This is a genomic window from Pseudomonas psychrophila HA-4 (assembly GCF_000282975.1).
GTDB classification, from domain to species: Bacteria; Pseudomonadota; Gammaproteobacteria; order Pseudomonadales; family Pseudomonadaceae; genus Aquipseudomonas; species Aquipseudomonas psychrophila_A.
On record NZ_ALJC01000100.1, the window covers coordinates 1 to 12,208 of the forward strand.

Annotated in this window: 12 protein-coding genes and 1 tRNA gene; 9 read left to right on the top strand and 4 right to left on the bottom strand. The window is 53.5% G+C overall.

Features of this window, described 5'->3' with window-relative positions; translation table 11 throughout:
• Positions 1-27: 27 nt before the first annotated feature.
• The gene (locus B347_RS0115750) at positions 28-1,392 is read right to left on the bottom strand and encodes a heavy metal sensor histidine kinase (protein ID WP_019410651.1); all 1,365 of its coding nucleotides are present in this window, start codon (positions 1,390-1,392) and stop codon (positions 28-30) included.
• On the bottom strand, positions 1,392-2,072 hold the full coding sequence (locus B347_RS0115755; RefSeq protein ID WP_019410652.1) for a heavy metal response regulator transcription factor: 681 nt from the start codon (positions 2,070-2,072) through the stop codon (positions 1,392-1,394). The genes B347_RS0115750 and B347_RS0115755 overlap by 1 nt, the downstream gene beginning before the upstream one ends.
• A gap of 152 nt (positions 2,073-2,224) precedes the next feature.
• Here B347_RS0115755 and B347_RS0115760 point away from each other — a divergent pair, with 152 nt between their 5' ends.
• Together B347_RS0115760 and queF are read left to right on the top strand one after the other, a co-directional pair.
• Positions 2,225-2,761 (top strand): cupredoxin domain-containing protein, encoded by a 537-nt coding sequence (locus B347_RS0115760; protein WP_019410653.1) that lies wholly within the window; start codon positions 2,225-2,227, stop codon positions 2,759-2,761.
• A gap of 69 nt (positions 2,762-2,830) precedes the next feature.
• Positions 2,831-3,661 (top strand): NADPH-dependent 7-cyano-7-deazaguanine reductase QueF, encoded by an 831-nt coding sequence (queF, locus tag B347_RS0115765; protein WP_019410654.1) that lies wholly within the window; start codon positions 2,831-2,833, stop codon positions 3,659-3,661.
• A gap of 55 nt (positions 3,662-3,716) precedes the next feature.
• Here queF and B347_RS0115770 read toward each other — a convergent pair whose 3' ends face one another.
• Positions 3,717-4,190: a peroxiredoxin gene (locus tag B347_RS0115770; protein WP_019410655.1), complete on the bottom strand. Its 474-nt coding sequence runs from the start codon at positions 4,188-4,190 to the stop codon at positions 3,717-3,719.
• A gap of 13 nt (positions 4,191-4,203) precedes the next feature.
• Complete coding sequence (locus B347_RS0115775; protein ID WP_019410656.1) at positions 4,204-4,764, bottom strand: glycine cleavage system protein R; 561 nt, start codon at positions 4,762-4,764, stop codon at positions 4,204-4,206.
• Positions 4,765-5,091: 327 nt separating this feature from the next.
• Here B347_RS0115775 and dapA point away from each other — a divergent pair, with 327 nt between their 5' ends.
• The 7 genes from dapA (at position 5,092) to potE (ending at position 12,159) form a co-directional block, all read left to right on the top strand.
• Complete coding sequence (gene dapA / locus B347_RS0115780; RefSeq protein ID WP_019410657.1) at positions 5,092-5,970, top strand: 4-hydroxy-tetrahydrodipicolinate synthase; 879 nt, start codon at positions 5,092-5,094, stop codon at positions 5,968-5,970.
• 17 nt (positions 5,971-5,987) lie between these two features.
• Positions 5,988-7,103, top strand: coding sequence for an outer membrane protein assembly factor BamC (bamC, locus tag B347_RS0115785; RefSeq protein ID WP_019410658.1), 1,116 nt, complete (start codon positions 5,988-5,990; stop codon positions 7,101-7,103).
• Between the two features lie 4 nt (positions 7,104-7,107).
• Positions 7,108-7,866, top strand: coding sequence for an MBL fold metallo-hydrolase (locus B347_RS0115790; RefSeq protein ID WP_019410659.1), 759 nt, complete (start codon positions 7,108-7,110; stop codon positions 7,864-7,866).
• Between the two features lie 28 nt (positions 7,867-7,894).
• Complete coding sequence (gene purC / locus B347_RS0115795) at positions 7,895-8,608, top strand: phosphoribosylaminoimidazolesuccinocarboxamide synthase (protein WP_019410660.1); 714 nt, start codon at positions 7,895-7,897, stop codon at positions 8,606-8,608.
• Between the two features lie 92 nt (positions 8,609-8,700).
• Positions 8,701-8,790, top strand: a tRNA-Ser gene (locus B347_RS0115800).
• 884 nt (positions 8,791-9,674) lie between these two features.
• Positions 9,675-10,586, top strand: coding sequence for an N-carbamoylputrescine amidase (gene aguB / locus B347_RS0115805; RefSeq protein ID WP_033387856.1), 912 nt, complete (start codon positions 9,675-9,677; stop codon positions 10,584-10,586).
• Between the two features lie 211 nt (positions 10,587-10,797).
• Positions 10,798-12,159 (top strand): putrescine-ornithine antiporter, encoded by a 1,362-nt coding sequence (gene potE, locus B347_RS25090; RefSeq protein WP_050997509.1) that lies wholly within the window; start codon positions 10,798-10,800, stop codon positions 12,157-12,159.
• Positions 12,160-12,208: the final 49 nt, after the last annotated feature.

A 12,208-nucleotide genomic window follows, 5' to 3' on the forward strand; every position in this document is an offset into this window, starting at 1 on the left:
TCAGATGTGTAAAGGATGTACCGGTTTCTACAGTGAGGGCGGTTTTTCCGGCAACTCAATCACAAATCGCGTCATGCCTTCCTGCGACTCGCACCTGATCTGCCCGCCATGGGCGCGAATGATCGATTGGGTGATGGCCAGCCCTAATCCCGCATGCACGCTACTGCCTTCACTGCGTGCCGAATCTGCTCGATAAAACCGGTCGAACAAGCGTGGCAACAACTCAGGAGCAATCCCGGCACCGGTGTTTGTCAGGCTGATCCGTACCCAGGCTGCGGTTTCTCTGATCATTACCTTTATCGCGCCGCCAGCAGGGGTGTAACGCAGTGCGTTATCCAGCAGGTTGGAGAGGGCGCGACGCAGCATGCTGCGGTCACCGGCGATATGGGCATTGCCTTCGCAGCTCAGTGTAATTTGCGAGTCTTCGGCGGATAGCGCATAAAACTCCAGCAGTGATTCCAGCTCACGCGCCACGTCCAACGGCTCGCGCCGGGGTGTGAGCAAGCCATGGTCGGCTTTGGCCAAGTAAAGCATGTCGTTGACCAGTTGCGCCATCCATTGCAGTTCCTCGAGGTTGCTGTGCAGCGCTTCTTTGTAGGCTTCGATGTCCCGTGGCCGGGTCAGGGTGACTTGGGTGTGGGTCAGCACGTTCGAGAGCGGCGTGCGCAGTTCGTGTGCAATATCGGCGGAGAACGCCGACAGTCGCTGAAATGAGTCGTCCAGCCGTTCGAGCATGGCGTTAAACGCAGTGGCCAGTTCCGCCAGTTCGGCTGGCATCTGCGTGTGGGGCAAGCGGGCGTTGAGCGAGTCTGCCGAAACACTCGCTGCAATGGCGCTCATGCGGCGCAATGGGCGCAAGCCGCTTCGGGCCGCCCACGCGCCGAGAATTGCGGTGGCCAGCGCTGAGAGGCCCACCGTCATCCAAATCAACCGCTGCATGCGTTGCAGGAAGTGTTGATGGTGAGTGATGTCGAGCAGCAAGGTGAGTTGCGGTGTGTCCGGGCTGTCAGGCCCTGGGTTGAGTACCCGGTATTGGGTGCCGTCGATTTGCAGGCTGCCAAGCCCTGGCTGCGTAGGCAACGCCTGCGGCAAGCGCGTCGAACTGTCAAACCACAGGTGTCCGTTCGGCCCACGAACCCGCACCGCGAGATCGGGCTGGTGGCTGAGGTCTTGCAGCAGTGTCGGTAGGCGCTGATTGAAGGTTTCAAGGGTATTAGCGCCGTGCAATGTGCCGCGCAAGACCGCGAGACGACTTTCCATCAGTTGTTGATCGAGTTCCACAAAGTGCACTTCGCTGGCCCGTCCGAACAGCACCCCGGCAAACAATGAAACAACCGCGGTGCAGCCTGCAAACAGCAGCGCCAGGCGGGTACTCAGTGACAGTCGGCGCATCAGTGGTCGCGCTCTTCTAGCACGTAGCCCATGCCGCGCACGGTGTGAATCAGCTTGTACTCGTGATTGTCATCAATTTTCAGACGCAGGCGGCGAATCGCCACTTCGATCACGTTGGTGTCACTGTCAAAATTCATGTCCCAGACTTGCGAAGCGATCAATGACTTGGGCAGCACTTCGCCCTGGCGGCGCAGCAGTAATTCCAGCAGGGAGAATTCTTTGGCGGTGAGGTCGATACGCTGGCCATTGCGTTCAACGCGGCGGCGAATCAGGTCCAGACGCAAATCGGCCAGTTGCAGGCTGGTTTCTTGTGTGGTGCTGCTGCCTCGGCGCAACAGGCTACGCACGCGTGCCAGCAGTTCTGAAAAGGCGAACGGTTTGACCAGATAATCGTCGGCACCCAGCTCAAGGCCGTGTACGCGGTCTTCCACTGCATCGCGTGCGGTCAAAAACAACACCGGCATGTCCAGTCCCGCGCTGCGCACCGCTTGCAGGATTTGCCAGCCATCGCGGCCGGGTAGCATCACGTCAAGTATCAACAGCGAGTAATCGCCGGTCAGTGCCAGATGCTGCCCAGTAATCCCATCGGCGGCCAGTTCAGTGCTAAAGCCGGCTTCGCTTAAGCCTTGGCGCAGGTACTGGCCGGTCTTGGTCTGGTCTTCGACAATCAGCAGTTTCATGGAGGGCTCATTACAAAAATAACCTCAGCCTTATACATTGGGCTTTCGTCTGTGGGGTCAAGCTGACAAAGTTGTAATCTTGCAGTCAGTTCAATGCCAGTCACGAGGCCTTAAGGTAGTTGAAAGACTGACTTTAAGCTTTGGAGGTAAGTATGACGGTACCTAAGCGTTTGTCTCTCGCAGGTTGTTTGCTGGCGCTGAGCTTGCCGGTCATGGCTTCGCCGGGGGAGCCTTTTGATTTTGGTCAGCCTGCGCCGGCTGGGAGCGCAACGCGCACGGTTGAGGTCGACATGACCGACATCGCATTCAACCGCAAGTCGCTGGACGTGAAAGCGGGCGAGACCGTACGTTTTGTACTGGTGAATAAAGGCCAACTGCTGCACGAGTTCAATCTGGGGCATGCGGCCATGCACGCCGAGCATCAAAAGGAAATGCTAGAGATGCAGCAGAGCGGGATGTTGACGCCGACCGGTATGAATCACGCGGGTATGGACCATTCAGCGATGGGGCACGGCGCCATGGGCATGCCGGGCATGAAGCACGACGACCCTAACAGTGTGCTGGTTGAGCCGGGTAAAACCGCTGAGCTGACCTGGGCCTTCACCAAGGCCGACAACCTGGAATTTGCCTGCAACGTGCCGGGGCATTACCAGGCGGGTATGGTTGGGCAGGTGAAAGTTGCGCCTTAAATCGGCCTGATCGTCTGCGGGGCCTGAAAGCCTGTAGAATTGCCGGGTTTTTATAGCCAGGTTTTTGTCATGCATCCCGCAGCCGAACATTCGCCGCTGGGCAAGTCCAGTGAATACATCAGCACCTATACCCCGTCTTTGCTGTTCCCGATCCCGCGTGCGGCGAAATGGGCAGAGCTTGGGCTGAGCGCCGAAACGCTACCTTACGTTGGGGTCGACTTCTGGAATTGCTTCGAACTTTCGTGGTTGTTGCCATCGGGCAAACCAGTGGTCGCCATTGGTGAGTTTTGCTTTGCGGCCGACTCGCCGAATATCGTCGAATCCAAGTCCTTCAAGCTGTACCTGAATTCGCTCAATCAGACCGTTTTTGCTGACAAAGCAAGCCTAGAAGCCACGTTGCAGTTGGACTTGTCAGTTGCCTCTGGCAAACCTGTGAGCGTTCGCGTGCGCAACTTGAACGACGTTCAGGCCGATGGTGTGGGCGTTCTGCCAGGTGTGTGTATTGATGATCTGGACATTACCGTCAGCGATTACGAGCAACCGCGCCCGGAACTGCTGAAGTGTGATGACTCGCTCGTCGTTGAAGAAAGCCTGCACAGCCATTTACTCAAATCTAACTGCCCGGTGACCAGTCAGCCTGACTGGGGCACGGTCGTGGTCGAGTACCGTGGTGCGGCCCTGGATCACGCCAGTTTGTTGGCGTATCTGGTGAGCTTTCGCCAGCACTCGGACTTTCATGAGCAATGTGTCGAGCGGATTTTTCTCGATTTGCAGCGCTTGCTCAAACCCGAGAAATTGACCGTGTATGCGCGCTACGTGCGCCGCGGCGGGCTGGACATCAACCCGTACCGCAGTACCGAAGCGGTTGAATTTAAGAACGTGCGGTTGGTGCGTCAGTAAAACGATTTGATCGTGTAGGAGCAGCCGGTCTACAGTCGGTTGCTCCTACAGGGAGTCAGGCCTTGTTCAGTTGCTTAGCCTGCTCCAGCACTGCTTCAACATGGCCCGGCACTTTCACGCCGCGCCATTCGTGGCGCAGCACACCGTCCTTGTCGATCAGGAAGGTGCTGCGATCCACGCCAAGGTATTCCTTGCCATAGAGCTTTTTCAGCTTGATCACATCAAACAGCTGGCACAGGGCTTCGTCCTTGTCGCTCAGCAACTCAAACGGAAATGCCTGCTTGGCTTTGAAATTCTCATGGGATTTAAGGCTGTCGCGTGACACACCAAACACTTCGGTATTGGCCGCTTGGAAATCAGCGTAGTGGTCACGAAAGCCCTGGCCTTCGGTGGTGCATCCCGGGGTGCTGTCTTTGGGATAGAAGTAAATCACCACGTGTTTGCCTTTGAGCCCCGACAAACTGACGGTTTGCTCGCCAGTGGCTGGGATGTTGAAGTCGCTTACGGGTTGGTCAATTGCAACGGCCATGAGTAGTGCTCCCTTACATCGGGTTCTGTGGGCGCCATGGTTCAATTAGCGCGTCGAGGTTCAGTGCGTCGGCGAAATCCAGGAATTGATCGCGCAACCAACTGATTTGCACGCCAGCCGGCAGGGTAACGGTGAACGTGGCATTGAGCATGGTGCCGCCAGTTTGCGGTGCCTGATACGTGTCGCAGGTCAGGTTTTCGAGTTCAACATTGTGGTCCATGAAGAACTGGCACAGTTCGTTGATGATGTCCGAGCGGTAGGCAGAACTCACATAAGCCACGTAGGGCAGCGCCTGTGGGCGGGTTTCGAGTGCGGCACTGCGCACCACATTAACGCTAAAGGCGTGCTTTTTGGCGAGGGCGGGCAGACCGGCTTCGAGGCGGGCCAAGGCGTCCCAACTGCCAGTGATTTCCAGGACCAGCGCGCTGCATTCGCCGTGGCGAGTCAGACGAGAGGTCACAACAGCGCAGCGATTTTCATGGCTGGCGCGGCACAGGACGTTAGTCAGCTCCATTGGGTTGGCGCCAAGGGCACTGATGACAAGGAATTGTTCGCGGACTGTGGGGGTGGACATGCAGCCTTCCTAAAACGATGAGCGGTCAGTACGTTCGATGAAGCGCGGAGCGTAATCAGGCGTCTAGCAAGCACGATAGGCCCGCCAGCACGCCGCCACAGGCGTTTTGCTAAAAGTGCAAATCGTGTTCGGCGGTGTAGGGGCAGGGCGCGCAATGCTTACATATTGGCCTGTAAAACAGACGTTCGCACACATCGGTACCAATCAAAGGGTGAAGGGTAGCGAAAAGCAACGCGAAGGGGAATGCTCATGAGGCTCGCTGTTGCTTGTGCAAGGGTCATGGCGCCAGTACCATTACGGCTCTCTTTTTCCGGCAGGAGCGGTTGCATGATTGCGGGCAGTATGGTGGCACTGGTCACACCTATGGATGCACAAGGTCGTCTTGATTGGGACGCTCTGAGCAAACTGGTGGACTTTCACCTGCAAGAGGGCACCAACGCCATTGTTGCCGTTGGCACTACAGGTGAATCAGCAACTCTGGATGTGAACGAACACATCGAAGTGATTCGTCACGTTGTCAAACAGGTGGCGGGGCGTATTCCGGTAATTGCCGGTACAGGCGCCAACTCGACGCGTGAAGCGATCGAACTGACCTCAAATGCGAAGGCCGCTGGTGCAGATGCCTGCCTGCTGGTCACGCCGTATTACAACAAGCCGACTCAAGAAGGCTTGTATCAGCACTTCAAGGCCATCGCTGAAGCGGTCGACATCCCACAGATCCTCTACAACGTACCGGGCCGCACGGCCTGCGACATGCTGCCAGAGACGGTTGTGCGTTTGTCGACGGTGAAAAACATCATCGGTATCAAGGAAGCCACTGGCGACCTGAGCCGTGTACCGGCGATTCTGGCCGGCGTGAGCAGCGACTTCTTGGTGTACTCCGGCGATGACGCCACAGCGGTTGAGCTGATCTTGCTCGGCGGCAAAGGCAACATCTCGGTCACCGCCAACGTTGCCCCGCGTGACATGAGCGACTTGTGTGCTGCTGCGATGCGTGGTGATGCTGCTACTGCTCGGGCAATTCATGAAAAGCTGATGCCGCTCAATAAAACCCTGTTTATCGAATCCAACCCAATCCCCGTGAAATGGGCGCTGCATGAGATGGGCTTGATGCCGGACGGTATCCGTCTGCCGCTCACCTGGCTCAGCGAAGCCTGTCACGAACCGCTGCGGCAGGCCATGCGCCAGTCCGGCGTCCTGGTTTAATTGAGGAAGCATTACGCATGAAGCGATTGGCCGGACTTTCGGCACTAGCCGTGATTATTTCGAGCACCAGCGGCTGCGGTTGGCTGTGGGGTCCTGATGGGTATTTTCGGGACCGTGGCAGCGACTATCTAGAGGCGCAACAAACCGCGCCGATGAAGTTGCCGGAAGGTGTTCAGACTGACAAACGCCTTGTGCCGCTGCTACCTATTCCAAGCAACGTGGCTGATGACACCGCCAAAGGCGAGTTTGTTGTGCCACGTCCGCAGCCATTGGCTGCGATTGCCAGTGCCAGCGACTACACCCTGCAAAAAACCGGCGACAGCCGTTGGGTGATTGCGCAGCACGTACCGTCTGAAGTCTGGCCGGTAGCGATGCAATTCTTTCAAGACAACGGCTTTCGCATTGACGAGCAGCGCCCGCAAACAGGTGAGTTCACCACTGCCTGGCAGCAGGCAGGCGAACTCTCAGCACCGATGGCCCGTCACGTGACGAGCAGCGGCCTGCCGCAAGACAGCGAAACGCGCCTACGGGTTCGCATCGAGCCGGGCGTGCAACGCAACACCAGTGAAATCTACGTGGTGAGTGCCAACCGCCCAGCCGGTAGCACGGGTAATGTCGATTTCACCCAGAACTCGGTTAACACCGGTCTGGATGCTGGACTGGTTGATGAAATGCTCATCAGCATGAGCCGTAGCGCCGAGAAAGGCGGTTCGGTGTCATTGCTGGCAGCGCGTGATTTCGATACCCCTGCACGTGTCAGCCTGAACGAAGACGGCAGCGGCAACCCGGTACTAAGCCTTACCGAAGACCTCGACCGTGCTTGGTCCAGCGTCGGTCGTGCGCTTGAACAAGGCGAATGGCGCGTTGAAGACATCAACCGGACCTTGGGCCTGTACTACATCAACCTGGCGGAAAAAGCCGAGAAGAAGGACGAGAAACCTGGTTTCTTCTCCGGCCTCTTTGGCGGCAAACCGGACAAGGAACAAGTTGAAGCCCGTGCCCAGCGTTATCAGGTTCGCCTGAGCAAGGTTGGCGACAGCGTGCAAGTGACTGTCGAAGAAAACATCAACAAAGTTGCACCGCCAGAAGTGGCGCGCAAAGTGTTGGGCGAGATTCAAGACAACCTGGGCTAACTTTATGCGTTTTGCCGTTCTCGGCAGTGGTAGCCAAGGGAATGGCACGCTGGTAAGCAGCGACAGCACCTATGTATTGGTCGATTGCGGTTTCTCATTGCGAGAAACCGAGCGCCGCTTGGTTCGGTTAGGCATCAGCCCGCACCAATTAAGCGCGATTCTAGTAACCCACGAACATGCCGATCACGTGCATGGCGTGGGTTCGCTGTCTCGGCGCTACAATTTGCCGGTGTATATGAGTCGTGGCACACAGCGCGGGATGCGCAAACCACTGGAGCCGGCCGGTTTTGTGGCAGACGGTGAAACGTTGCAGATCGGCGCCTTGAGTATCAGCGTGACCCGTGTTGCGCATGATGCCCAAGAACCCACTCAGTATGTGTTCAGCGATGGGCAGCGGCGCTTTGGCTTGCTGACCGATCTGGGCTCTTATTGCGCGGGAGTGCTGCACCGTTATCGCGACCTGGATGCGCTGATGATTGAGGCCAACCACTGTCGCGACCTGCTGGCTCGTGGTCACTACCCCTACTTTCTCAAGCAGCGAGTGGGTGGTCAGGAAGGACATTTGAACAACCATCAGGCCGCAAACCTGGTGGCCGAGTTGGGCTGGAAAGACCTGCAACACCTGGTACTGGCCCACCTCAGCAGCAAGAACAACCTGCCGCAGTTGGCCCGTCAATGTTTCGTCGACACCCTCGGGTGCGACCCGGACTGGCTGCAAATGGCGGATCAAGATTCAGGGCTCGACTGGCGCACAATCGCCTAGCCCACCTACTTAGCATTCGGAGCCCATCATGGAAAAACGTGAAGAACTCTATCGCGGTAAAGCGAAATCGGTGTACAAGACCGACGACGAAAACCGCTTGATCCTGTTGTTTCGCAACGACACCTCGGCGTTCGATGGTAAGCGCATCGAGCAGCTCGATCGCAAAGGCATGGTGAACAACAAGTTCAACGCCTTCATCATGCAGAAACTTGAAGAAGCCGGCGTGCCGACTCAATTCGACAAACTGCTGGGCGACAACGAATGTCTGGTTAAAAAACTCGACATGATCCCGGTTGAATGCGTCGTGCGTAACTACGCCGCAGGCAGCCTGGTCAAGCGCCTGGGTGTAGAAGAGGGCATGAAGCTCAACCCTTACACCTTTGAACTGTTCCTGAAAGACGACGCCAAGGGTGACCCGTTCATCAACGAATCCCACGTTGTGGCGTTCGGTTGGGGCACGGCCGAGCAACTGGTTCGTATGAAAGAACTGTCGCTCAAGGTCAACGACGTACTGAACAAACTGTTCGACGACGCGGGCTTGTTACTGGTCGACTTCAAACTTGAGTTCGGCGTATTCCACGACGGTAGCATCGTGTTGGGCGACGAGTTCAGCCCGGACGGCTGCCGTCTGTGGGATAAAGCCACCGGCAAGAAAATGGACAAAGACCGCTTCCGCCAAGGTCTAGGCGACGTCATCGAAGCTTACGAAGAAGTTGCAAACCGCCTCGGCGTCCCGCTTTAAGCTGCAAACGCGCGCAAGCAACTGATAGCACGCGTTTTTTTTGAAAAAAGGCTTTGCCTGAATCAGAAAGCGTTGTTATGATGCGCGCCGTTGGAGAGATGCCAGAGTGGCCGAATGGGACGGATTCGAAATCCGTTGTACTGGCGACAGTACCTAGGGTTCGAATCCCTATCTCTCCGCCATTATTTAAAACCCTCATAAATCAAGTGTTTAAGAGGTTCGGTTTAGAAAAATAGACCGATAAAAAAGCCCTGATCTTTGGATCGGGGCTTTTTTTTGCTGAAAATTTGACACATAGGTCTTAAAAGCGGCCAGCTTGCCTTAAAAGCCATTAGCGTGAAGGAATCAGACCTTAGTGGGCTGCTATGAGCGCGAACAAGCTGTTTTGTCGTCAGTATGCCCAAAGGACTTGGGTATATGTCATCGAGGCGCGCGTAGAGCCCCGCCCAAGCTTGTACAGCCCATCAGTGCACGCGTTAGACGGTTGCGAAGGGTAAGTTCTACAAGGATCCGTTCCCAGGCCACAGGGCGCTGATTCCGGCTGATGGATGGTACTAATGGCTGTAATGAGTGCCGGGTGAAAAGAAGCAGCCGTTCTAGATAAGACTCTGAACCACACGTCCATGCGCTTTGCTGGATTATCTCAAGTGGAACCTGGACTATCGCCAGGTGAGCCACGGGCTGCATTACTATGTGCCGTTAGTGAAAATGATAAAGGTTAGATGGTTATAAAAATAATGTGCTTGAATTCAATTTTATAAAATTATTCGAAATTGATTACAGTAAATACATAGCTAAAAAGAATAAAAGGAGGGTCAATAAATCCGTTTTAGCAAAGAAAACAGTGGCCGTATGGATATCTGTTGAGTTTTAACTATATAAAACAATGCGTTACGCTCGCGCACGTGAATGTATTTTAATTCATGTTGTGACCCGGTCGTGGTTTTTGGTCGACTTAAAATTCTATTTTATGCAAATAATTCCAGTTTAAAAATTTGGTCTACGCTGGGATTTTGTGTTTGCCAACGTCTTGTTTTGAGAAGTTAACCAACAAAGGGATTTCACTATGGCACGGAAAGTAACTGTCGGAGCAACGCAAATGCACTGCACTTGGGATATAGAGGGGAATATATCTCGAGCTGAAAAGTTAGTCAGAGAAGCGCACGCTAAAGGCGCCAATATCATATTGCTTCAAGAGCTATTTATGGCGCCGTATTTTTGTATCGAACAGGATATGAGGCATCTTGAGCTTGCGCAGTCTATTGATGACAGTCCGCTGATTAAGCATTTTCAGTCGTTGGCTAAATCACTGGGCGTCGTTCTACCTTTGTCTTTTTTTGAAAAAGCTAATAATGCTTTTTTCAATACGCTGGTTGTCATTGATGCCGATGGCAGTGTTCTTGATTTCTATCGCAAAACACATATTCCTAATGACATTGGCTATCAAGAAAAGCAATATTTCACACCGGGCGACACGGGGTTCAAAGTCTGGGATACCCGTTTCTGCAAGATTGGTGTGGGTATTTGTTGGGATCAATGGTTTCCAGAGACGCAGCGCTCATTGGCACTCATGGGCGCAGAGCTTATTTTTCACCCAACAGCGATTGGCAGTGAGCCGGGCGAGGGGGCACAGAGTTATGACAGTCAGGTTCATTGGACCAATGTTCAATGTGGCGCTGCAGGTGCGAATATGGTTCCTGTCATTGCGTCCAACCGCGTAGGTGTTGAAGAGGGTAAGTACGTAAAAGAGTTAAACATGACGTTCTATGGGAGCTCTTTTATTTCAGACCAAACCGGCACACTGGTTGCTCAGGCCGATAAAACGTCGGATTGTGTACTAGTCCATACATTTGATCTTGACGCAATAGAAACACAGCGTAGTTGGTGGGGGCTATTTCGTGACAGGCGGCCAGAAATGTACGGTGTTCTTATGACCTCGGATGGCAAACATACGTTCTGTGCAACGGGCGATAAATAGCAATAATTGCCGTTAGAACTGAAGCCGCTTAAAGACAATGTTCGAGCATTAACTCATCACGAATAGGCTGTCGCGTAGTCAGTGTATTGAAATCTCTGTATTGCTGCGCGGCAGTTCATCGATGCGGAGTTCATTCGCCCTTGAATTTGATTTGACGGTGTGGGTGCTTGATTTAAATTAGCGTGTTTGATTACTTGGAATAGGGGTTGCTATGGAAAGTCCTCCGAAACATAAAATGGGAACGCTGCAATTAACGATCATTACAGTCGTTAATATGATGGGGTCAGGGATTATTATGCTCCCCGCCCAGCTAGCGGGCGTGGGGAATATCACCATCATCTCATGGGTCTTAACGTCCATGGGCGCAATGGCCCTTGCCTATGGATTTGCAAAGTGTGGTCGTTACAGTAAAAACATTGGGGGGATGGGTGGGTACTCTCAGTATGCTTTTGGAAAGTCAGGAAATATGTTGGCGAACTACACCTATGCCGTTGCTATCGTCATTGCTAACGTGGGGGTTGCCATCTCAGCCGTGGGTTATTTTTGTAAAGTTGTCGATATTGAGATCGGGGGTATCACAACGGCATTAATGACAATGTTCTTCATCTGGTTGACGACGTTGCCTAATTTTTGGAGTTCTAAGATAACCGGAAAAATTGGTACGGTGACAGTGTGGGGCGTCATTATTCCCGTTATCGGGATTATATTCATTGGTTGGTATTGGTTTAAATCGGATATCTACGTCGCGGGATGGAACCCTCATCAACTCGGTTTTTTTGATGCTTTGCCCCAAGCACTTGCACTTACCATGTGGGCATTTTTGGGGCTCGAATCAGCCAGCGCCAACTCAGATGCTGTAGAGAATCCTGAAAAGTCCGTGCCTATTGCTGTTTTAGGGGGGACGTTGTTTACGGCTATTGTCTACATTATGTCTACGGCAGTCATTGGTGGGATCATTCCTTATGAAACATTAGCCATTTCGTCAGCACCTTTCGGGCTTGTGTACGCCCATATGTTTGGCGACGGTGTCGGTAAATTTATCGAAATTATTATGTGCATTGCTTGTTTGGGTTCGTTGCTGACATGGCAGTTCACGACGGGTCAGGTGTTTAAATCTTGTGCGGATGTTGGGTATTTCTACAAGATTTTTGGGCGTGTCACCAAGCGAGGCGCACCGGTAATGGGCCTTGTTATCATTTGTTTGATTCAGTCAGCCTTCCTGCTGATGTCAATCACGCCAAGCTTTAATCGCGAGTTCAATGTCATTGTTGACTTCTCTGTGGTTATTGATTTGGTGCCCTATATTCTTTGTATGTCGGCTTGCTCGACGATCATGAAGTCGTCTGATGATTATAAAGCTGGAAAAATAAAGCACAGTAAATTGGTGCTTGTTGGTGTTGTGTGTTTTCTGGCGAATGCCTACACCCTGTACGCCATGTACAGTTCAGGCAGTGAAGCCCTTGTGTATGGTTCATTAGTGACGTTTGCTGGCTGGATTATATTTGGTCGTTATATGTCAAGCCAGTTGAATATAAATGCGACGTCTACAACCGAAAAGGTTGTGCAGAAGTAATTTTTATTCCCGGTTGCCCTTTGGCATTTAAACGTTTACAGAAACTGAG